Raw genomic sequence first — 23,246 nt, forward strand, 5'->3', positions numbered from 1 at the left:
AGGGAAGAGAGTGAATGCATTGGAGCCGCATTCACTCTCTTCCCTAATTAAGCAAAAGTTTGGAGGCCGAGCTAAGTCCAGATCAGATTGATGTAATTCGGCCTTCTTACCAATTAAGCCCAACTATGGTTGAAGTCAGTTTTACGCCTTCCCACTCATGATCTAACTTACATGATTTTATCTAGACACAAGACTTACTTCCTATAAGCCGCTTGTCGCTCTACCATCCAGCCCGGGTATTGCATTGGAAGTGGGCTTACTTCATCTATTTTCCCCAAGTCACCTTCAGTTAGCAAAAGCTGTGTAGAGTCAATATTGAGTTTCAACTGTTCCAAGGTTTTAGCCCCAATGATAGTGCTGGTAATACCTTTCTGCTGGCGAACCCAAGCTAAGGCAACCTGAGCAATACTTGCATCATGGATTTTAGCCAAATCCCCCATCACGTCCACTAGATCATAAGCTTTTTCCTTGTCTATAGGAGGGAAATCAAATTTGGCCCTTCTAGAATCAGCATCAGCTCCATCTCTTGTAAACTTGCCAGTCAAGAAACCACCAGCTAACGGACTCCAAGGGAAAATCGCCAAATCATGAGCTTCAGCCATTGGCACCAACTCATACTCAATATCACGGCTGACGGCAGAGTAATAATATTGCAAACCCATGAACTTGTGCCAGCTTCTATAATGTGCAATCGCTTGAGCCTTAGCAACCATCCAAGCTGGCCAGTTACAAATGGCTATATATCTGACTTTGCCAGATTCAACGATGTCGTTCAATGAGCGAACGATTTCTTCTAGTGAGGTCACAGGATCTACGCCATGTACGTAAAGAATATCGACGTAATCCATTTGCAGTCTTTTCAAACTTGCATCTACCGAATTGAAAACATTGTATCTGGAAAGCCCCGCAGCGTTTGGCTTGTCCTTCATTTTAGCCAAAAGCTTAGTGGCTATCACCACTTCGTCCCTTGGTACATCCAGATCTAGTAATCCTTGACCCAAAAGCTCTTCTGATTGACCGAAAGAATACACATTGGCTGTATCTATAAAATTGATTCCTGATTCGACCACGGCTCCGAGCATATCATTGACTTCTTTCTGCTGCAGCTTTCCGATGTTGGACCACATATCTTCATTTTGGCCTCCAAAAGTCATGGTTCCAAAACATAATTCAGAAACCATCAATCCAGTGTTTCCTACATAATTATACTTCATAATAAAAAGAATTAAATAATTGAAAGTGATAAGTGCAGTTAAAACTAAAGCTATCCAAAAACAGTTGCGTGCATGTACCCATATTTTTTATAAAAATGCAGTACAACTATCTGAAAGGATGAAAATTTATCTTTTAGAAACTTACCTTTATGAAAAAAATTAAAGAATGAACTTTCGATTTGCCATCTTTTTCTATCTCCTCCTCACTCATCTTACCTTCACGGTTGCCCTTTGTTCTGAATTCACTAGGTCCGCTATTGAAGTTCCGCTAGGTGGTAATACATTTCAAACTAAGGGAACGAATACAGAAAAAGTCACTGCTGAAGGAATATCACAGTGGGAAAATTCTGATACTGAATTTTCAATTTATGTAAAATCGGATAAGGCTGCCACTGTTAACTTAGCTCTTGATATTATTTCTCAAGTGGGAAATAGCCAAATCAGCGTCAACCTAAATGGTCAAAATCAACTTGTTAACCTTTCCGCAGGAACTACTGGAAACATCTCCATAGGTGAGCTTGAGCTGGTAAAAGGCTATAATGTGATCAACTTGCGTGGGATAGAAAAATCAGGGTCAGACTTCGCCAAAATCACAGCTATTCAAATAAATTCTGAGAAATCATTGGCTTTGGACTTTGTAAAAGACAATGTTGACAATCGATATTACTGGGGCCGTAGAGGACCTTCAGTTCATCTGAGTTATACTCTTCCGGCGGACAAAGATTTCAAATGGTTTTACAATGAGGTTACTGTTCCGGTCGGTTCTGACCCAATTGGTTCTTACTTTATGGCCAATGGTTTTGGAGAAGGATACTTCGGAATACAGGTAAATTCAGATTCAGAACGTAGAATCTTATTCTCCGTGTGGAGTCCTTTCAAAACGGATAACCCGGGAGAAATTCCTGATGAGGAAAAAATTATTCTTTTGAAAAAAGGTGAGGATGTCTATACAGGCGAATTTGGAAATGAAGGTTCAGGTGGCCAAAGCTTTCTTAAATACGCCTGGAAAGCTGGAGAAACCTATAGCTTCCTTAATTCAGTGGAGCCAGATGGGAAGGGAAACACCATTTACACTGCCTATTTCTTGGATCCAGAAGTGAAGGAGTGGATCTTAATAGCGAGTTTTCTAAGACCAAAAACAGATACTTGGTACAAGAGACCACATTCCTTTTTGGAGAACTTCGTTCCAGAATCAGGTTATTTGGAACGCAGGGCTAATTATGACAATCAATGGGCTGCAGATCATGAAGGCAACTGGCAAGAACTCAACGAAGCCAAATTCACTGGTGACGATATCGCAAAACGCGGGTATAGAATGGATTACGAAGGCGGGGAAAAATCAGGGAAATTCTACTTGAGAAATGGAGGTTTTTTTGATGGATTTATTGAATTAAACAGCATGCATAAGCGTAAACCCGAAGGTATCCCTCCTACTATAGCATTTGACAAATTGCCTTAATCACCATTAATTAACATCTACGTTAATTTCTGTCACCCAATACAAATCTGTTTTTACTAACATTTTAAATTCAAAATGAATTACACGCTGCAATCCGCGGATCTCACGGTAGAAATCAATCCCATAGGTATGGAGATCAGTTCCATCAAATCAAAAAACACAGGCCTTGAATACATCTGGCAGGCTGATCCAAGTATCTGGAATGGTCAGGCACCAGTCCTATTTCCAATCGTAGGGGCATTAAAGGATGGATTTACAATCATAGACGGTAAAAGGTATGAAATGCCCAAGCATGGTTTTGTCCGTAATTCGACCAAACCAAAACTAGTCGAGGAAACGGATAACTCAGTTAGGTTACGCTTAACCTGGGACGAAGAGTCCTTGATGCAGTATCCTTTTGAATTTCAATTGGATATGGTTTTTACTCTTGTAGGAAAAACTCTGGAGATCGAGCATCAGATATCTAATCTTGGCAATAAAACTATGCCTTACTTTATTGGGGCACATCCAGCCTTCAATTGCCCGCTCCACTCTGGGGAAACCTATGAGGAGTATTCTTTAGAATTTCCCGAATTAGAAACTGACGCTACATGGCTGATCACAGACAATGGATTGATCACTGATCAAACACAGCCTTTTCTCGAGAATAGCAGCTCTATTGTCTTGCAGAAACATCTTTTTGATAAGGATGCATTAATTTTCAAACACCTAAAATCCCGCGAAGTTACCCTTACCCATAGAAACAAAGGAGCCATTTTAGCAGTGAAATTTGATGATTTCGATTACTTGGGTATTTGGGCAAAATCTGGGGCGCCATTTGTATGCATTGAGCCATGGCTGGGAATAGGTGACAGTTTCAATTCAAACAATGAATTTGTAAATAAAGAGGGTTTGCAAAAACTGGAACCTCAACAGAGTGAAACCAAAAGCTACTCAATTATGGTTATTGACTAAACATTGAAGAAAAAAAAGCTAGGTACATGTCAGAGTTGAAGATAGGTTTTGGTGGAGGTTGTCACTGGTGCACTGAGGCAGTATTTCAAGCTTTAATTGGAGTAACCGAAGTAGAACAAGGCTGGATTGCTTCCGAAGGACAGTTCGGCAGCTATTCAGAAGCAGTGATGGTGACTTTTGACTCCGAGTCGATTTCTCTCAAAACGCTAATTGAAATCCACCTACTCACTCATGCGAGTACATCAGCGCACAGCCTTCGAGGTAAATACAGATCAGCGGTTTACTATAAAGACTTGGAGCAAAAATCAGCGGTTGAGCATGCATTTTCGGAAGCTAAAGTAGCATTGAAAGAAAAGCCAATCACTATGATTCTTCCCATGGTGGAGTTTAAGAAGAACGAGGAGGAATTCTTAAACTACTATCAAAGTCGCCCTGATGCCCCTTTCTGCCAAACTTACATTTCTCCTAAACTTGACATGCTTAGAAAGCGTTTCTCCAAAGAACTCAATTAGTAATTAAACTGAAGGAAAATATATGCTTAACTGGAACGACATCATCAAATTTGCAACAAATGGAAACCCTACCCCTCCAAAGCGAGTGGAAAAAACAGATGCAGAATGGAAGGAGCTATTAAGTAATGAGGAATATTATGTAGCTCGGCAGAAAGGCACCGAGCGAGCCCATAGTTCTGAACTTTGTAGCCTATTCGAACCGGGTCTTTATGCATGCAAATGCTGTAAAACACCACTTTTTGATTCGAATGAGAAATTTGAAAGCGGTACAGGCTGGCCATCCTTTACCCAACCAGTTGAAGTCGAAAATGTAGCTTATCATAAAGATATCAGCTTTGGAATGGTAAGAGTTGAAGCCCTCTGCAATGTCTGCGATGCACATCTTGGCCACGTATTTCCAGACGGGCCTGCTCCGAGTGGCTTGCGGTACTGCATGAATGCTGTTTCGTTGGAAAAAGTCGCTGAAGAGTAGGAATATCCTATTCGATACATATAATCGTAGCAGTCTCTTGAAAGACTGCTACGATTTTTTTTGAAAGTCCATTTTAACCACTAAGAACACAGAGGCGGACACAGAGAGCGCAACTTACTAGTTAGCTCCTTACTCCCACTTAAGGCTAATCGCGAACCTCTTCACCCTTCACTACCACTCGTCCCTCCGGTCTTCTGTCTTCCTGCCTTTCTAAACAAGGAGGCTAAGTTTACTGGCATCATCCGATAGCTATCGGATGCGGTTATACAGATTGCTTATTTCGCCCATTGAATGTAATCTCGATTGACTTGGCCATCTAGAATACTTTCATTGGAATAAATAATAATTCTATACTTGAAAGTAGCTGACTCGCCTTTTTCCAATTTGAAATTAAGCTCATCCTTACCATCACTTAGCGCTTTTTGACCCAAAGGATTTGCAGCGAACAAACCATATCCTCTTGCATGCCAATAGGTTGGATACCCTGGATTAGAAGGAAAATCAAGTATAGCCACAGAGATATTCTCATCTTTTATTTTGCCTGAAAGACTTACCCAGTCTCCTCTGGTACCCCACACATCATCACCTTCTACACCTTCACTACTCAGGTACATTCCAGTGATTCCTTCATTGTTCATCGTCGGTACATCTGTTGCTACCCCTGAAGCATCTGTAAAAATCTCAGGTTTATTGGACGGATGCTCCAGTTGTCTCGCAGTACGAAGACCTAGCATTCCTTCCTTGTTATCCGTCAGTTTTACCTCACCATTTGGTGCGGTCAGCGTAGCTATTCTATCAATGGTCCGTTGATTATCCTTACCTCTGAAAATGAAGGTTGTATTCTCTGTCAAAAGGACTTCGCCTGCATTGTTCATCCAATCCAAACTCACTTCCAACACGCCTTCTTCATTTCCGCTTTTCACTGACTTGATTGATTTATGGACGATATGGCCATACTTCGTTTTGTCTTTGATCGCGGAGGAATTGTTCCAAAAATCAAGGCCATTTACATCTCCATAATTGAACCATAGTCCCAAATGATGCGGATGATCTACTCGCTCTCCCGGACGGGGAGTTACAGGCCAACCTCTAGTGACAGCATTGCCATTTGCAGTATTGATTGGGTACAAAACTGGCTTTTCTAAAGAGTCAGGATAGATATAAGAAGTGAAGAACTTTCCATCAATGATCACATCTACTTTCTTAGCAGCATCGTCTTGGACCAGTTCTATTCTGTCTTTCATCTGTTCAGATTCTTGTTCAGTTTCGGATTTGCCTTCTGTACCTCCACAAGCAAAAGTCATTGCTGACAAGGTAATTAGCGCAGTATAGTTAAAGAGTTTTTGTTTATGAATAATCATCGTTTGATCTTCTAGATTTTGTGAAAATAGTTTAATGAAAATGAGTTGATGAGAACTTACTATCAAATCATTTTCCTTTCTTCAATTGATTGAATAAAGCCAGTTGCTCCTTCAGTGCTCCCACTAGATCTGTAGGCTCGGTACGTGCTTCCATTAGAATCCAACCATCATATTTGATGTCGTTAAACAATTTGAAAAGCTCAGCATAAGGATAATCCCCTTCGTTGAATTCACGTACATGGACAGTATCTCCAAACCATTTTTTTACCGAGTTGAAATTAGCTTCCAAGCCCGGGGCTAAGAGATCTTCTGCATTACAGTTCCAGCATATCTTCACCGCAGGTTCAGTTACCTGATCAAAAATCGCCTTCATATTTGGAAGCTCCTGGGTCAAATGCCCGTGTACCTCTACCCTCACCACCTGTCCATGTTCTGCTGCGAACTTGCCAACTTCATTGAAGGAAGCTGCAATCTGAGCTATAGTTTTTTCCTTAGGAACACCCTCTGGTAGATTGTTTGGTTTAACCTTAATTCCAGTCGCGCCTATATCCTTGCAGAGCTTGATATACTCTTTTGTTCCATCAATATTTTTGCGAAGCACCGCGGGATCAGGACTATGATATTCAAAATTACTACCGTAGCCCAAGCAAGTCACTTTGCTATCCTTAAAGCGCTTTTTCACTGCTGCACGTTCTGCTGCATTCAGGCTTGTCTCCACTCCGTGCGCATGCTCTGTGCGAAGTTCCACTCCCAGTACTCCCGCTTTTTCACAATTAGCAATAAGCGTAGGCAGATCCCAGTCCTTGCCCCATTGGTAAGTCACCAAACCGAATTTCATCCCTGATTTCGCCATTGAAAAGGCATTGAAGGGAATTTGCATAGCAGCTAGACTTAATCCAGCGGCTACGCTTTTTTGCATAAAATCTCTTCTAGAATTGCTCATTTATCAAACTTTATTTGGTACAGTATAAGGATCACGGTAATCTCTTGTCAGCATTTTGTCTGCTTCTTTATCCTTGACAAACTTTTCTGTAGTTCCGTCAAATCGTAATTCGCGGCCAGTCAGATAAGATACGTTGGCGATCAAAGGCAAAACTGAAGACTTAAAGCCTTCTTCTATATCACAGTGAAGTGTCTCGTTATTTCCTGCTCTGATGGCATCCAGGAAGTTGGCATAATGCTCAGCACCACCTGGCGCGGCCAAAACCTGAGTACTTGCTACCGGAGCAGCTTGTTTTTTGGATTGGGCAAAAGGCTCTTTTTCCTTCTGACGGAAAGCTTTCCATGTACCACCATCGAGTTCTAGATACCCATTCGTACCATAAAACACATTTCCTATTTCTATGCCTAAGCTAGACTCACCATTGGTATATCTTCCACGGGTTTCAAATTCCAGCATGGTTCCGTCGGCATATTTGAATACTGAGCTTTGCGTATTTGGAGTTTCCTGAGAGCACTCATTTGGATCAATGCCGTAAATGCCACCAGCAGAATAAACTGAAACTGGGTGCTCATTCTTGTTCATTCCCCAGCGAGCTACGTCAAATTGATGTGGACCTTGATTTCCAGTATCACCATTTCCTGTTGCCCAGTGCCAATGCCAGTTGTAATGCACTTTCTTTTCATTGTAAGGAATCATCTCTGCAGGACCTCTCCAATAATCGTAATGCAATGAAGCTGGTGGGTTGCTATCAGCTACTTTTCCAAAAGAGTCTCTTGGTTTGTAGCATGTACCACGTGCCATATAGACGTCTCCAATTCCTCCACCATGAAGAAATTCCATAGCTTCCATGACGTTAGCTATGGAGCGGTTTTGGAAACCTACCTGCACTCTACGATCGTATTTGCGGGCAGCTTCTACCATTTTTCTACCTTCCCAGACGTTGTGACTGGCAGGCTTTTCTATGTATACATGCTTTCCAGCCTGACATGCCCAGATGGTGGCAAGTGCATGCCAGTGATTGGGAATTGCCATAGAAACGGCATCTAATTCTTTATCTTCCAATACCTTGCGTACATCCCACTCTGTTGTTGGGGTAACGCCAGTCTTGTCTATGACTACTTTTGATTTCTCTGAGAAATATTGCTCATCAGCATCACAAAGTGTTTTCAATCTCACATTGCGATTGTCTTTCAAAGCACACCACTGATTGATGTGATTGCTGCCTTGTCCGCGAATTCCTACCACGGCAATGTTGATTCTCTCATTAGCTCCTATGATGGAAGCATATGATTTGGCACTCATACTCATGCCGGCCATTGCTATTCCGGCCGTGCCTAAGAGACTTTTCTTTATGAATTCTCTTCTTTTTTCCATTTTGATATAAGGTTATTGGGTTTGTTGTTTTTGCTTTTTCTCATTACTGATTATTCGCTTTTTATACTAATAGACAATCTTTCAGCTATGAATTTTTAATCTAAACAATCTCTTCATACCAATCAATACTAATTCTTTGGACTCCGGGATAACTTGTGCAAACGATTGCTTTTTTTATGTCCATCCAATTATTAGGATAGAATTACGGTCAATATTTATCACCATTTACGGTGATATTCTATTTTATCACCATTTACGGTGATGTTTTGATTTATCACCATTTACGGTGATATTAGAGTTATGATTGCATTACTTACAGGAGATATTATTAATTCCAGAGAACTGAAAGACCAGAATCTTTGGATTAATCCATTTAAGAAATTGCTGGGCAACTGGGGACAAACACCCAAGCAATGGGAGATCTTCCGAGGAGATAGCTTTCAACTGGAAATCTCAGACCCAAAAGAAAGTCTGCTTGCTGCCTTACAGATCAAAGCGCTTATCAAAAGCCTTCCCTATCCTGATGAGAATAAAAGAAGCTCTCCTGTGGATGTGCGAATGGCAATTGGAATAGGTTCTAAATCATATGATGCAGAAAGAATATCAGAAAGCAACGGTGAGGCATTCGTACGATCAGGCGAAAAGTTTGAGCAACTCAAAAGCGAGATGATCACACTGGCCATCAACTCCCCATGGTCAGAATGGAATGATGAAATGAATCTTTACCTGAAACTGGCGGGAATTCAAATGGACAGTTGGTCAATCTCATCCGGCGAACTGATGTCTGAGATGCTCTCCAATCCAGATCGCACCCAAGCGGAAATCGGAGCAGTACTTCACATCAACCAAAACTCAGTAAGTAAAAGATACAAGTCAGCAAATGGTGAGGATATATTGGCATTGGAAAAATTATTCAGAAAAAAACTCACACAACTTCTCTGATGCTTATACTAATCAAACTTATTCTCGCCCATCTAATTGGTGATTTCCTGCTCCAGCCTACCGCTTGGGTGAAGGAAAAGGAGAAACTTAAAGCCACATCGCCAAAGCTATATTTGCATGTTTTAATTCATGGGGCACTTGTCCTGCTACTGCTATGGGATCTTAGCCTGTGGCCAATAGTACTGGCGATCACAATCGCACATGTACTGATTGATCTCATCAAACTTTACGCTCAGAAGCCTAAAACCAAAACAACTTGGTTCATCGCAGATCAAGCCATGCATCTTTTAAGTATCCTGATTGTTTGGGCAGTATTCACAGAAGTCTATGTGGACTGGCAGTTGGTATTTCAGGATCCTTTCCTACTTGGACTAATCACTATTGTACTTTTCCTCACGCAGCCTACCTCGATTATCTTATCCAATTTGCTGAAAAAGTGGTCTGACTCCATCCCTTCTCAACCTGATCAATCTCTCCAGGATGCAGGCAAATACATAGGAATTCTAGAACGACTATTTGTATTCTCCTTTATCGCCACAGGGCATTGGGAAGCTGTAGGATTCTTACTAGCGGCCAAATCAGTATTTAGATTTGGTGATTTAAGAAAATCAAAAGAGCGAAAACTTACTGAATATATCCTGATAGGAACCTTACTTAGCTTTGGTACAGCCATGCTATCGGGACTTATCTTCCTCTCAATATCCAATTAAATGACCCCAAACTCCGAACTGGATTCCATCCAACTCAATTTTTCTTCCAGCGATTTATTACTTCTCAATCTGGCTCTTGCACTGATTATGTATGGCGTAGCCCTGGATCTTAGATTTGAGGATTTCAAATACCTTGCGAAAAACCCAAAAGGCTTTATTCTAGGAGTTTTTTCACAGTTTTTACTCCTGCCATTTCTCACTTGGTGTTTGGTGCTTATTATGAAACCTCCACCATCAGTAGCCTTGGGAATGTTCCTAGTGGCAGCCTGCCCTGGAGGAAATGTTTCTAATTTTCTCACAAGTCTAGCCAAAGGCAACACGGCACTTTCGGTAAGTCTCACAGGATTCTCCAGCATAATATGTATCATCAGCACTCCATTGAATTTTGCGCTCTGGGCAGGACTCTACGCACCTACTTCAAACTTATTAAGAGATATTAGTCTGAATTATACAGAAGCATTTACTACAGTTGCGCTGATTCTCGGCCTTCCATTGATTCTCGGGATCCTCACACATAAGTATGCTCCTGTGTTCGCAGAAAAAGCCTCCAAAATCCTCAAGCCACTGAGCATCCTGATTTTTACTGCTTTTATTGTGATTGCTTTTGCTGGAAATTTCGATCTGTTCACCAAGTATATTTCTTTGATTTTCTTATGGGTTTTAGCACATAATGTTGTGGCCTTAAGCTCAGGTTTTTTCACTGGCAAAATATTCAAATTACCCCTGGCTGATGTGAAAACGATGACGATAGAGACCGGAATTCAAAATTCAGGTTTAGGGCTGGTTTTGATCTTTACTTATTTTGATGGCCTTGGTGGAATGGCTATTATTACGGCTTGGTGGGGCATTTGGCACTTGATCTCAGGTATGACCATCGCAAGTCTTTGGAAATTAAAAGTTTGAAAATATAAGCAGGCTGTGAAACGCTAACATATCAATGCAATACTTAATAAATGAATTCCTTCGCACGCTCGTTATGATCTCGTTGAAGGGATATTTCAATAAAATAATTATTGAAGGAAAAGAAAATATCCCTAAAAACACTCCCATACTTTTGGTCTCGAATCACCAAAATGCGCTTATCGACCCCTTGCTTTTGGCTACTCACACTGGGATAAGACCCTCTTTTTTAACGAGGGCCTCTGTTTTCAAGCAATCATTTGTCGCCAAATTCCTGAATTACATCCACATGCTTCCTGTATATCGAGTACGGGATGGATTTTCTACTATTCAGCAAAATCAAGGCACTTTTGACCAAACCTATGAAGTACTTCGTAATAATGGATCAGTGATCATTTTTGCCGAAGGCTCACATAGTCTGATCCGGAACTTACGCCCACTAAGCAAGGGTTTTACCAGAATAGCTTTTGGCCTAAAAGAGAAGTATCCAGAAACTAACCCTGTGATCTTACCAGTAGCAGTGGATTACAGTACACATAAGCGATCTGGAGGAATTGCACGAGTTACTATCGGCAAAGCCATTCCTGTCGATATGCCTGCTGCTAAATCTGGTTTGCTCACCAAATCGGTACAAGTAGCCCTGAAAAACCTGGTTGTAGAGATACCAAGTGAGGGATATGAACAACATCTGGAACGACTGATCGAACATCAAGTGGATTTGAGTTCAAGTGCTGATGTAAGTCAGTTTCTGGAAACCGGAGAAGTTCCTAACCCCGTAAAAGAAATAGCAGGATTCACGAATAAACTGATGAAGATCTTTCATTTTCCACTCTATTGGATCTGGTTGTGGAAAAAGCCAAGCGTGAAAGATCCTGTTTTTTCATCCACATGGAAGTTTTTGATCGGCTATGTATTGGGTCCGTCCTATTACATATTACTGCTGTGGCTTGCTATAAGCAGCCCATTAGGTTCTTGGGCATTGGCATTTTTGGTAATGGCAATAATCACCTTGATCATCAATAAAAACCCCCAGGAATAATCGTAGGCTTGACCAAATATTCTTTGGGATATTTTATACCTTTGAAAGAAGAGATAAACCCAAAAATTACTAACCATGAGTCAAGACTTCTTACCCTTAAAAGGGACTGATTATGTAGAATTGTATGTTGGCAATGCCAAGCAATCTGCACTATACTACCAATATGCTTTTGGCTACGAGCTCATCGCCTATGCAGGCCCGGAAACTGGTGTGAAGGATAGAGCTTCCTATGTGCTGAAACAAGATAAAATTAGGCTTGTACTTACATCCCCGCTACATCCAGATGGAGAAATAGCCGATCATATTCAAAAACACGGTGATGGAGTGAAAGTACTTGCCCTGTGGGTGGATGACGCAGAGCAATCCTGGAAAGAAACTACCAACAGAGGGGCCGTGTCTTCTTCCGAGCCAAAAAAGATAAGTGATGAAAATGGCCATGTAGTGGTGTCTTCTATCAAGACCTATGGAGAAACCATCCATACGTTTGTAGAGCGAAAGAACTATACCGGCATTTTCCTTCCAGGCTATCAGCCCAGATCAAGTACTTATACTCCTCAGCCAATTGGCCTGAAATACATAGATCACTGCGTGGGAAATGTAGCCCTTGGCGAGATGAACCGTTGGGTGGAGTTCTATGAAACTGTCATGGGATTCAAATTGCTTATCACCTTTGACGACGAGGATATTTCTACGGAGTATTCAGCCTTGATGTCTAAAGTAGTTTCTAATGGAAACGGCTACGTCAAATTCCCTATCAATGAGCCTGCGGAAGGAAAGAAGAAATCACAGATTGAAGAATACCTAGACTTCTATCGCGGCCCTGGAGTGCAGCATATGGCAATTGCGACGGACGATATCATTCACACCGTGACTGAATTGAGAAAAAGAGGTGTTGAGTTTCTAGTGGTGCCTTCCTCCTACTATGATGATTTACTGGATCGTGTGGGGAAAATAGATGAGGATTTACAACCACTGAAAGATCTGAATATCCTAGTAGATAGAGATGACGAAGGTTATTTGCTTCAGATTTTCACTAAACCTGTGCAGGATAGACCTACACTGTTCTTTGAGATCATCCAGAGAAAAGGTGCTAAGTCCTTCGGAAAAGGAAATTTCAAGGCGCTGTTCGAAGCCATCGAGAGAGAACAAGGACTGAGAGGAAACTTGTAATAAAATAGCTAATAGCCGACTTGAAATTAAGGTCGGCTATTTTTTTGATATAGATGATTGGGGTTTGCATGAGTCTTGTAATGATTTTAGAAAACACACTAACATCACAAGCACATGGTCACAGCCGCCGAACTCCCAGAAGGTCTTGTATATATACGAGACTCACAACCTGGAATACTCTGAAAGAAGAAAGGATACGGTTTTGTTTTTTTAGACAAAGACGACAAAAGCTTTTAAATGAATCACAACTAGAAAGAATTCATTATCTGGTGATCCCGCCTGCTTGGAAAAATGTTTTGATCAGTCCAAAAAAGAATAGCTATTTACAAGCTACCGGGATAGACGAAAAAGGAAGAAAGTAATACCTCTATCATCCAACATGGTCAGAATATTCCCAAAAATCAAATATGATGACCTTCTCAAATTTGGGTTTTATTTACCCAAACTGCGAGAACGCTATCAAAAAGATTTGAGACAAAAGACCTGGACCAAGAATAAAGTTTTGGCTCTGGCAACGGCACTTTTGGATGAATTATACTTACGAGTTGGAAATAAATACTACACCGAAAGCAACAAAACCCACGGGCTGACGACACTCCGGAGAAAGCACTTGAAAGAAGATGGTAAAAAACTACTGATCAATTACACAGCGAAAAGTGGGAAAGATCGCTCTGTAGCTCTTACCAATAAAAGGCTGATCAGCTTACTAAAAGATTACTCCCAACTTCAAGGTTACGAACTCTTCAGATATCAGGAAGACGACTCCTGGCATACAGTGGGCTCCTCAGCATTAAACGATTATATCAGTCATGAGCCTCCTGAAGACGACTATTATACGGCTAAATACTTTAGAACTTGGGGAGCAAATTGTGTATGTATTAAGAACACAGAGGAAGTGGGGAAGCTTTGTGAGAATACTAGAAAAAAACCAGAGACTACCTTAATCAGACTCGTGGCGGAAAAAATGGGTCACACCGTGGCAGTCTGCAAAAGTTCCTACCTGCATCCGGAAATTTTATCCCAATGCCTAAATCCTCAAAAGCTTAAAGATTGCCTGCCCAAGGACTTCTCAAGCGAAGGATACAAACCAGAAGAAGTTCTACTTATGCAAATCCTCTGTACAAAACTTAGCTAATACTCTAATTAAGGTCATCTTGGCATGTTTTTTTTACTTGTAGGAGCTTAAAGGACTATTTATATATGAGTATAGCTGAAATTTTAGGGTATGATTCCCAAAAGATATTTGAAAAGATCACAGGTAAATTAAGCGCATGGATAGACATTTTGGTGGAGAATCTACCAAATTTTGTCCTAGCCCTAATTCTTATTATCTGTACTATTTTTATAGCAAAATCAATCAAGCGATTATCGGCCAAGTACATTCATAAGCTTGGGACCAATTTGACAATTTCTAAGTTTCTAAGTCAACTTATTTTCCTCGGAATTTTGATACTTGGAATTATGCTAGCTTTGTCTGCATTGGATCTGACCAAGACCGTTTCATCCATTTTGGCAGGTTTGGGGATTATTGGATTGGCTTTGGGTTTTGCCTTTCAGGACACTGCCGCTAATTTCATCTCAGGTATTTACATCACATTTAATCAGCCATACAAACTGGGAGATATCATCCAGACTCAAGATGGACACGAAGGTTCTGTTATTGAAATCAATCTTCGCGTCACCAAGATCAAAACATACAACGGTCCTATTGTATATGTGCCAAACCGCTATTTGTTCCAAGAATGCTTTACGAATTTCACCGAATTTGCACAGAGAAGAGTACAGATAGAATGTGGTGTAAGTTATGGCGAAGATCTGGATCAAGTGGAAAAAGTGGCTCTAGAGTCCGCCAGGAATGTATCCAGCAGACTGCAATCTGAAGAGCCTACCCTGTTCTGGACAGGATTTGGGGATAGCTCCATAAATTTCACCTTGAATATTTGGTGCAAATTTAAAGGAGCTGATCTTGATTACATACCTGTAAGAAACGAAGCAATTATTTCTCTCAAGAAAGCATTCGATAAAAATGATATAATGATTCCATTCCCAATTCGGACTTTGGACTTTGGAATAAAAGGTGGTACTCAGTTAAATAAAGAACTATCGGGACTTTCTATTTCGCCGCAAAATGATACGAGTCGAAACACTGAGAGTTAATGGAAACAAAAGAAAACATGGGAAATATCACTCCTACGCGTTTTAAAATCACGCATATCCCCAGTTTGATGGTGGAAAGTTTCAAGCAGTGGAATGCTGCCGATCCATGGCGACTCAGTGCTGTTGTCGCTTATTACGCAGTACTTTCTCTCCCCGCTCTAATGATCATTGTGATCAACACCGTAGGTGCAATCTGGGGGGTGGAAATTGTTACAGGTAAGCTAAATAATGAATTATCCTCCGCTATGGGGCCAGAGACTGCGCAATTCATGATCGACATGGTTGAGCAAACTCAGAACAGTGATAAGTCCATGATAGCTTCTATCATAGGAATTGGGGTGTTGATTTTCGGTGCTTCAGGAGTATTCTTCCACCTCAAAATCTCCATCAATGCCATCTGGGGTATTAAGCAGACCGATGATGTCAAATGGTATTACACCCTCTTTGATCGTGCACTCAGTTTTGGATTTGTGCTTGTACTGGGCTTCCTGCTATTCATTAGTTTCGTACTAACTGCCTTATTATCGTTTTTCAGTGATTTTATTAAAAGCATTTTGCCTGACTTCGTGGTTGTTTTTGCTTTTGTAGTGGATTTCGCTATTTCCTATGGCGTAATCGCTTTCCTTTTCGCATTAATATTCAAATACTTGCCTGATGCTAAAATCAGATGGAAATCGGTTTGGGTTGGTGCTTTCCTTACCTCATTCCTCTTTACCATCTCTAAATTTTTACTCGGTATTTATTTTGGCGCAGCCGAGCCTGGGTCAACCTATGGAGCTGCAGGATCTGTTATCCTTGTGCTGCTTTGGGTTTCTTATTCCTGTCTGATCTTCTTTTATGGTGCAGAATTCACCAAAGTATTCTCTATCAGATATGGCTATGGTATCATTCCTAGGAATCACTATTCTAGGGTTAAAAAAAAAGAAGTAGTACTTAAGGGCGATTTTGTACCAGCTCCTGAAGACCCAATTCCTAAAGGTGAAGTAGATGATTTGAAGGAGGAAAAAGAACGTGAAAAGGATGATTCAAAGGAAGACAAATAGATATAAATCCCAATTGTTTATTGCCTAGAAAGTATCAATCAAATCTAAACCATAGAATCATGGATGAGGTTGGTTGTTCCCCTAATGCTTTTACAGTCTCAGGTGCCATCATCTCTGATCCTAAGTGAAACTTGGTGCCGATAGCTGGTATTTTGTAAAGAAAACTCAGGTCTGATTGTGGCAAGACTGGCTTAGTCCCTGGAGTAGAATTCTCAGGCAACACTGGTTTAAACAAGCCTAAATACAAGTTTGGAGTTTCTGTTCTCACTTCTATTCTCCCATCTTCTGTTTCCAATAACAACGCATGAAAATTGGAGTGAAAGCCCTTGAATTCAGGATAAATCAGCTTTTCATAGCTATAGCCAGTCATGGTGTTGTTATAGTCTTTCTCCCAAAGCCCAAACTCTACTCCTTTCATTCTGTTTGCCCACACGCGGTAAGGACCATTTCCTATCCATTTGGCACTTAGCACTTTTTCCTCCGGAAATGAAAATCCTATACCTAGCAAATCAATACTACTTTCAGGGACAGAAGCCTCCATCATTAATTCCCCAGTGGTGAATACAGTCCAAGTAAGCTTTTTAGGATAGGTGTCATAGGTTGACATGATCTGAATGGTGCCATCCTTCATCTGTTTCCAAGTCACCTTTTGAACAGATGCATTTACTCCTTCAGGATTTAAAGCTTGACTCAGATTAATTATACTTTTCCCAACCTTTACGAGTTGGAGATTGCCTCTTTCCTTTCCAAAAACAAAAAGAGTTTCCCCTACAGAAATATGAATATCAACGGAGGATTCCCGGACCGTGATATTCTGGCTCTCCAGTGCAGGTCTAGCTGAAAAGTAAGATGGATTTCCCTCCTTAGGTTTTCTAATTGCTTCAGACCAAGTATAAAGTTCCTCTCCATTAATTCCGATTGCCGAAATTTTCAAAACATCTCCGTTACGCCAAGCAATAGGAAGACCTAGATCAACTTCGGTGGACTGGCCAGGCTTGACATTTGGCAGTGAAAAACTTCCAGAATACAGCTTCTCAGCATCATTCCAGCTGTCAATTTTTTCAACTGACCATTCGAGTATACTTGTGCTTAGATCAGAATAGAGGTAATTATTGGTTACCTGCATTTTGCCATCAAACCCATCTGTGGGAATAAAAGCTCCGAGTTGAATGGGTGACCAAACTTCCTTGATCGTATAAAAACTTCCTTCCTTCTCACGATATGGACCCAAAATCCCATCAGGCGCATGATTTCCATCAGAATCTAGAATACCGCCTTTGTCATCTCTTATTACTGCTTCATCAGAAAACACCCAAAGAAATCCACCTGCGAAAAGTGAGTTTTTGCTGTACTTTGTCCAGAAATCGTCTAAGCCTGCACCTAGTCCACCATCATACATTCCATGCAGCAACTCAGTAGGCATAAAGATGTCGCCACTTTTATCCAATCTTCCTTCCGGCGAATCATAGGTAGGATAATGCTTGGTGTCAATATTGTTTCTGTTTAACCATGGATAAATAATTGGCCGTTTTTGAATATCAAATTGGTGGAAAGCAAACTCATTCTTAAAATCCCAACCACCTTCGTTTCCATGATCCCAAGCGATCACGGCAGGATGATTGGCATCTTTCAAGACTGTTTCCTGTATCAATTTTGGACCAATAACCGTGTCGTAGGCATCTTGCCAGCCAGTTACCTCATCTAAAACAAAAAGCCCAAGTGAATCTGCCAATTCTAAAAATCGTTCATCTGGATTATAATGTGACATGCGGACTGCATTCATATTCATTTCCTTCATCAGCACTATGTCCTCCAGAAGATTTGCCTCACTTAGTGCCCTTCCCGTGGTTGGGTAAAATGAATGCCTATTCACTCCCTTCAAAACTACCTTTACGTCGTTGATATAAATCCCATCTTTCGGACGTACCTCGACGGTTCTAAAGCCAATTTTCTCCGTTTTCTGGTAGAGAATTTTCTTGTTTTGAAGGATCGAAAAATGGGCATTATATAAGTTGGGAGTTTCGGGATTCCAGGATTTTACTCCTTGAAAAACATGGCTTAGCCAGACAGAATCAGAGTCCACAGTTTGAGAGAATTCACCAAGGATTTCTCCTGATTTCTGCTCTATTAATTGAACATGAATTTCAGATGACCTAGGAATATCATTCAATGTAATGAGAGCTTCGAGCTCCCCATCTGACTTTGCATTCACAGCAATTCTTGTGAAATGATTTTCCGGTAAGATCTCAAGAAACACAGGTCTGAATATCCCTCCAAAAATCCAGAAATCGGCCTCTCTTTCTGCTTTGTTAACTGACTCATTTGAAGATCGTTTGTAAACTTTCACTTCAAGTAGATTTTTAGACCCAAAATCCAAAAAATCCGAAATATCATAAGAGAATCTATAGAAGCCACCTTGATGTATTGGCCCCACAATTTCCCCATTTATTTTCACCTCAGTATCAGTCATAGCTCCATCAAAAACCAAGTTGATCACTTGCTTTTTCCAAGCTGAAGGCGCTTCAAACTCGTGTTTGTAATACCCTATTTCATCAGCTACTTTTCGTTCAGGATTCTTATGATCATGCCCATAATTGAAGTTGCCAAAACCTTGCATTTCCCAGTTCGAAGGAACCAATATTTTTGTCCACTGCTCTTGCTTTCTTCCATCAGAAACTTTGAAGTCCCAGTAAACTTGAGAAGCAGCATCTACCCCGCTTAAGTAGACTCTTTTGTATTCATTTTGAGATTGTCCTTTGGCATTGGAAAAAAGTATGAGACAAAGGCCAAAAATGGAAATTAAGCGACAAAGGTTTGAGGGCATGTAGGATGTTTTCTTGAAAATTGAAATTAGGCTAATCCCTTCGATTTAAAAATAGCTATAAATGATTTATACCAGGGTCAATTATTTCCTTTGAAAAAATATCGCGCATACTCAAGATGATTTTATACTTGGGAATGGCATATTTTATGTTTTTCTATATCTTAGACAACAAACAATTTTTAAAATATGACAACCATAGACCCTAGCATCTTAGCCAAAGCAGATTCTTGGCTTAGTGGCAATATCGATGAAGATTCGAAAGCCCAAATCCGCAGCCTTATTGATCAAAACCCCTCTGAGCTCACGGATTCTTTCTACCAAGATTTAGAATTCGGTACGGGCGGCCTAAGAGGTCTGATGGGTGTAGGCACCAATCGAATGAATGTCTATACCATCGGTATGGCAACCCAGGGATTGGCAAACTACCTACTGAAGTGCTTTCCTGAAGAAACTATCCGTGTGGCGATTACACACGATAGTAGGATTAACAATACCCTTTTCGCTACGACCACCGCAAACGTGTTGACTGCAAACGGGATTCACGTGTTGTACTTTAAGGAAATGCGCCCTACTCCTATGCTTTCCTTTGCTGTAAGACACTTTAACTGCAAAAGCGGTGTAATGATCACCGCTTCGCATAATCCTAAGGAATACAATGGCTACAAGGCTTATTGGGATGATGGAGCGCAGGTAGTCGCTCCGCACGATAAGAATATCATCGATGAGGTGAAGAAAATCACTTCGTTTGATGATGTGAACTGGGATAAGAATGATTCCCTTTTCCAATATATAGAAGAGGACTTCGACGAGATTTACCTGAAACTTGTCAAAGGTCTGAGCTTGGCTCCAGATGCTATCAGGGCTCAAAAGGATATGCCGATTGTATTTTCTCCGATTCATGGAGCCTCCGGCAAAATGGTTCCTGCTGCCATAAAAGCATTTGGCTTTGATAATGTGCATGTGGTAAAAGAGCAGGCTGAGCCAGATGGTAATTTCCCAACTGTCATTTATCCTAATCCTGAAGAAGCTGAGGCTTTGACGCTTTCTTTGAAACTTGGAAAAGAAGTTGGTGCTGAATTGGTTTTAGCTTGTGATCCGGATGGTGACCGTTATGCCGCCGCTGTTCCTAATGCTTCAGGTGAATTTGAATTATTGAATGGTAATCAAACAGGTACTTTGCTCACCTACTACCTATTGAGTCAATGGAAAAAAGCTGGCAAACTTGATGGCAATCAATTCATGGTCAACACCATTGTAACCACCGAGTTAATCGATAGAATCTGTGAAGGATTTGGCGTAAAATGCTTCTCAGTATTGACTGGATTCAAAAATATCGCTGCCATCATCAAGGATCTTGAAGGCAAAGAAACCTTCATCGGTGGTGGTGAAGAATCTTATGGCTACCTCATTGGAGATTTTGTCCGTGACAAAGACGGTGTGAGTGCCTGTGCCATGGTAGCTGAGCTGATCGCTTATTACAAAACTCAAGGCAAAACAGTTTTTGATGTGCTTGCTGAGATATATAATCAGTTCGGATTCTATAAGGAGTCGCTTATTTCTGTCACCAAAAAAGGAAAAGACGGTGCTGAGCAAATCCAGGCTTTAATGACTGATTTCCGTCACCATCCACCTGCTGAGATGAATGGAATTAAAGTAGCCAAAATCGTGGATGTAAAAGAAAGCACAGTTACAGACGTGAAGTCAGGAAAATCAGAGAAGCTGGATATGGACAAATCCAACGTGATGCAGTTCTATCTTGCTGACGGAAGTAAGATCTCTGCTAGACCTTCAGGCACTGAGCCAAAAATCAAGTATTATTTCTCAGTAAACGCGCCGCTAGCTAATACTGCGGACTATAGAAAAGTGGAAGGGGAACTTGTAGAAAGACTAGAAGGTTTGAAGCAATATTTCAGCTAAAAGTCAAATTATCAGATAATGAAAGCACTGAGCAATCAGTGCTTTTTTTTTATTTCAGAGAATCTGGGGATATCCAAAAACCATGATATGTTGGGATGTTTATACGAAATCTGTAACAAACTAATTATTAACTATATCTTGTATTATAGTAAAATCGAAACATTCAGTCTGCCATGAAATATTCCAAATTGATTTTTCTTTTTTTATGTGTTTCACTATTTCAGAATTGTAACCAAAAGAATGAGGTCGAAGAAACGGATGGTATGCAGACAATATCAATTAATAAGGATTTTTTGCTTAGTGAAGTAAATGAATTAAAGTTTAAAGCAATAGATACGATAGATTTAGAAGGTCCAGGAAATCCCCCACTTACCGCAATCCAAGATGTTGCTTTAGGTAAGGAATTTATTTTTCTATTGGATAGAAAACATGGCTTATTAAAATTTGATTACGAAGGAAACTATATTCAGGCTATTGGCAATAAAGGAGAAGGTCCAGATGAATATAGTATCCCCACAGCAATTTATCTGAATGATAAAGAGAACATAGCTCTGATATCAGATTGGGAAAAAATGGTAGTGAATTCCTATGATGTAGAAGGTAGCTTTATTGCTTCAAGTAAAAAATTACCAGGACGCCCAATTTCTTTCTATAAGGAAAATGATAAGATATTAGTAATTCAAGAAGGTATTGAATCTTATGGAAAGGGTGCTCAAACGGTATTGGTAAGCTCAATAGAGCCAACTACCCTGGAATTCAAATCACAGGAAAGCCCATTGTATAGCTTTACTTCAAAATTCTACCGAATCCACGCTTTCCTAAGACCTTTTGGGGAACTAAATGATACCTCTCTCTTTTACTTTCCCCGTGTTCGTTTCGAGGGCATGACTGATCAGAAGGATACAATCTACCGAATGGAAGAAGATCACTTGGTTCCAGAATATCTACTTGACTTCACTGATTTTGGAAACTCAGATACCTTACGAATTGATTTTGCAGAAATAAATGATGGTAATGCAAGCATATTCTTAAATTATAAAAAAGAGTCCTATAACCTGATTATTGATTTAGAGAACAGAATTCCAAAATCCAGTATGCAACTACCTAGTGAAAGTTACTCGCTTGAAGTATTTCCAAAACATCTAAATAAGGATACCTATTATTCTATCATTAGAAATTTGAAAGGTGCTGAAGAGAAAAATCCTAAAATAGTAATGTATGCTTTAAAAAAAGAGTAGAGCAGGCTCGTAAAATTAATTGGGGAATAGATAATTCATTGAAGCCCAATCATTTTTTTACCCAAAGCACATCAGCAAAATATCCTTCGGAATCCATAAAGTTTTCCTTTACTTCAAAACCTCCTAATGATGCTAAATGGCTGATTTCGGACAAGCTATATTTCTTGGAAATTTCAGTGAAAATCGACTCAAATGCCTCAAATTCGAAGCTTTGATTTAATGCGCCGATAGTTACCACCTGTGATTTTTGAGAAACCAAATAGCTTCTACATTCCCCACTTACAGGATCATAAGTAGGCCAATGCGTAAATGAATCGCGATCAAAATCAGCATCTAACTCACTATTGATTCTATCCAGCAAATTCATATTGAACTCGCGCGTCACCCCCTGCTTGTCATGGTAGGCATTTAAGATAATCTGTGGATTCTTTTTTAAATCGAAGCCCAGCAAAACCAAGTCTCCTTTTTTAGTACCCACCCTCAGATGATCAATTATATTCTTGGCTTCATCCATACCGAAATTCCCAAGATTGGCACCTAAAAATAAAATCAGATTAGGCTTACCATTTTCCCAAACTTGCTTCTTCAGTGAATCTCTATAGGTATCCTGAATAGGATTTACGTTCAACGCTGGAAATTCAGTTGCTAAACTTTCTTCCAATTCTTCCAAAACTGAACCGGAAAAATCCACTGGATAGTAAGTGAATTCCACGTTCATTTCAGTAAGATATCTCAGTAAGATTTTGGTTTTCATCCCATCACCAGCTCCTAGTTCCACCAAATTAAAAGGCTTATCCAAGGCAATAATTTCTGTTAGAATTTGCTTGTGTTGGCCTTCTAAAACCTCATATTCTTTCCTCGTGAGATAATACTCTGGCAAAGCCATGATCTGCTGAAACAGCTTATCGCCTTTGGCATCATAGAAGTATTTAGATGGTAAAGTTTTCGGAGTTGAATTAAGTCCAAGCATGACATCTTGGGCAAAAGTCCCGAAATCCGTATTTTTTGCGTTCATAA

Annotated in this window: 21 protein-coding genes; 15 read left to right on the forward strand and 6 right to left on the reverse strand. The window is 40.3% G+C overall.

Going from position 1 to position 23,246, the window contains the following annotated elements:
• Positions 1–194: 194 nt before the first annotated feature.
• Positions 195–1,214 carry an aldo/keto reductase gene (locus tag ESV85_RS10980; RefSeq protein WP_146917523.1) on the reverse strand — a complete coding sequence of 340 codons (1,020 nt, stop codon included), beginning with the start codon at positions 1,212–1,214 and terminating at the stop codon, positions 195–197.
• Positions 1,215–1,380: 166 nt separating this feature from the next.
• On the opposite strand from ESV85_RS10980, the gene ESV85_RS10985 reads away from it, so the two are divergent.
• The 4 genes from ESV85_RS10985 (at position 1,381) to msrB (ending at position 4,611) form a co-directional block, all read left to right on the forward strand.
• The gene (locus tag ESV85_RS10985; protein WP_146917524.1) at positions 1,381–2,673 is read left to right on the forward strand and encodes a DUF3472 domain-containing protein; all 1,293 of its coding nucleotides are present in this window, start codon (positions 1,381–1,383) and stop codon (positions 2,671–2,673) included.
• A gap of 75 nt (positions 2,674–2,748) precedes the next feature.
• Positions 2,749–3,627, forward strand: a complete 879-nt coding sequence (locus ESV85_RS10990) for an aldose 1-epimerase family protein (protein WP_146917526.1) — start codon at positions 2,749–2,751, stop codon at positions 3,625–3,627.
• Between the two features lie 26 nt (positions 3,628–3,653).
• The gene (locus ESV85_RS10995; RefSeq protein ID WP_146917528.1) at positions 3,654–4,139 is read left to right on the forward strand and encodes a peptide-methionine (S)-S-oxide reductase; all 486 of its coding nucleotides are present in this window, start codon (positions 3,654–3,656) and stop codon (positions 4,137–4,139) included.
• Between the two features lie 22 nt (positions 4,140–4,161).
• Complete coding sequence (gene msrB, locus ESV85_RS11000) at positions 4,162–4,611, forward strand: peptide-methionine (R)-S-oxide reductase MsrB (RefSeq protein ID WP_146917530.1); 450 nt, start codon at positions 4,162–4,164, stop codon at positions 4,609–4,611.
• A gap of 275 nt (positions 4,612–4,886) precedes the next feature.
• On the opposite strand, the gene ESV85_RS11005 is transcribed toward msrB, so the two are convergent.
• The 3 genes from ESV85_RS11005 to ESV85_RS11015 all read right to left on the reverse strand — a co-directional run bounded on the left by ESV85_RS11005 (position 4,887) and on the right by ESV85_RS11015 (position 8,289).
• On the reverse strand, positions 4,887–5,972 hold the full coding sequence (locus ESV85_RS11005) for a PmoA family protein (RefSeq protein WP_317130783.1): 1,086 nt from the start codon (positions 5,970–5,972) through the stop codon (positions 4,887–4,889).
• A gap of 67 nt (positions 5,973–6,039) precedes the next feature.
• Positions 6,040–6,915, reverse strand: coding sequence for a sugar phosphate isomerase/epimerase family protein (locus ESV85_RS11010; protein WP_146917532.1), 876 nt, complete (start codon positions 6,913–6,915; stop codon positions 6,040–6,042).
• A gap of 3 nt (positions 6,916–6,918) precedes the next feature.
• Positions 6,919–8,289 carry a Gfo/Idh/MocA family protein gene (locus ESV85_RS11015; RefSeq protein ID WP_146917534.1) on the reverse strand — a complete coding sequence of 457 codons (1,371 nt, stop codon included), beginning with the start codon at positions 8,287–8,289 and terminating at the stop codon, positions 6,919–6,921.
• A 300-nt stretch (positions 8,290–8,589) separates the two neighbouring features.
• On the opposite strand from ESV85_RS11015, the gene ESV85_RS11020 reads away from it, so the two are divergent.
• From ESV85_RS11020 to ESV85_RS11055, 9 genes are all read left to right on the forward strand, one after another.
• Positions 8,590–9,231, forward strand: coding sequence for a hypothetical protein (locus ESV85_RS11020; RefSeq protein WP_146917536.1), 642 nt, complete (start codon positions 8,590–8,592; stop codon positions 9,229–9,231).
• Positions 9,231–9,941, forward strand: a complete 711-nt coding sequence (locus tag ESV85_RS11025) for a DUF3307 domain-containing protein (protein ID WP_146917538.1) — start codon at positions 9,231–9,233, stop codon at positions 9,939–9,941. The genes ESV85_RS11020 and ESV85_RS11025 overlap by 1 nt, the downstream gene beginning before the upstream one ends.
• Complete coding sequence (locus tag ESV85_RS11030) at positions 9,942–10,844, forward strand: bile acid:sodium symporter family protein (protein ID WP_146917540.1); 903 nt, start codon at positions 9,942–9,944, stop codon at positions 10,842–10,844.
• Between the two features lie 34 nt (positions 10,845–10,878).
• A complete protein-coding gene (locus ESV85_RS11035; RefSeq protein WP_146917542.1) occupies positions 10,879–11,880 on the forward strand; it encodes a 1-acyl-sn-glycerol-3-phosphate acyltransferase in 1,002 nt (333 codons plus the stop codon).
• Positions 11,881–11,955: 75 nt separating this feature from the next.
• Positions 11,956–13,050, forward strand: a complete 1,095-nt coding sequence (gene hppD, locus ESV85_RS11040; RefSeq protein WP_146917543.1) for a 4-hydroxyphenylpyruvate dioxygenase — start codon at positions 11,956–11,958, stop codon at positions 13,048–13,050.
• Positions 13,051–13,130: 80 nt separating this feature from the next.
• Entirely contained in the window at positions 13,131–13,412 is a 282-nt protein-coding gene (locus ESV85_RS22765; RefSeq protein WP_410488856.1) for a hypothetical protein, read from the forward strand.
• A 17-nt stretch (positions 13,413–13,429) separates the two neighbouring features.
• Positions 13,430–14,185 (forward strand): hypothetical protein, encoded by a 756-nt coding sequence (locus tag ESV85_RS11045; protein ID WP_146917545.1) that lies wholly within the window; start codon positions 13,430–13,432, stop codon positions 14,183–14,185.
• 65 nt (positions 14,186–14,250) lie between these two features.
• Positions 14,251–15,207 (forward strand): mechanosensitive ion channel family protein, encoded by a 957-nt coding sequence (locus ESV85_RS11050; RefSeq protein WP_146917547.1) that lies wholly within the window; start codon positions 14,251–14,253, stop codon positions 15,205–15,207.
• Entirely contained in the window at positions 15,207–16,250 is a 1,044-nt protein-coding gene (locus tag ESV85_RS11055; RefSeq protein WP_146917549.1) for a YihY/virulence factor BrkB family protein, read from the forward strand. The genes ESV85_RS11050 and ESV85_RS11055 overlap by 1 nt, the downstream gene beginning before the upstream one ends.
• Positions 16,251–16,284: 34 nt before the next feature.
• Here the strand turns inward: ESV85_RS11055 and ESV85_RS11060 are convergent, their stop codons facing one another.
• Positions 16,285–19,074: a glycoside hydrolase family 2 protein gene (locus ESV85_RS11060; protein WP_146917551.1), complete on the reverse strand. Its 2,790-nt coding sequence runs from the start codon at positions 19,072–19,074 to the stop codon at positions 16,285–16,287.
• 186 nt (positions 19,075–19,260) lie between these two features.
• Between ESV85_RS11060 and ESV85_RS11065 the strand changes: the two genes are divergently transcribed.
• Positions 19,261–20,991, forward strand: coding sequence for a phospho-sugar mutase (locus tag ESV85_RS11065; RefSeq protein ID WP_146917553.1), 1,731 nt, complete (start codon positions 19,261–19,263; stop codon positions 20,989–20,991).
• 263 nt (positions 20,992–21,254) lie between these two features.
• Positions 21,255–22,229: a 6-bladed beta-propeller gene (locus tag ESV85_RS11070; RefSeq protein ID WP_223275975.1), complete on the forward strand. Its 975-nt coding sequence runs from the start codon at positions 21,255–21,257 to the stop codon at positions 22,227–22,229.
• 49 nt (positions 22,230–22,278) lie between these two features.
• Here the strand turns inward: ESV85_RS11070 and ESV85_RS11075 are convergent, their stop codons facing one another.
• Entirely contained in the window at positions 22,279–23,244 is a 966-nt protein-coding gene (locus ESV85_RS11075; protein WP_146917557.1) for an L-histidine N(alpha)-methyltransferase, read from the reverse strand.
• Positions 23,245–23,246: the final 2 nt, after the last annotated feature.

Source organism: Algoriphagus aquimarinus (genome assembly GCF_007997215.1).
GTDB classification, from domain to species: Bacteria; Bacteroidota; Bacteroidia; order Cytophagales; family Cyclobacteriaceae; genus Algoriphagus; species Algoriphagus aquimarinus_A.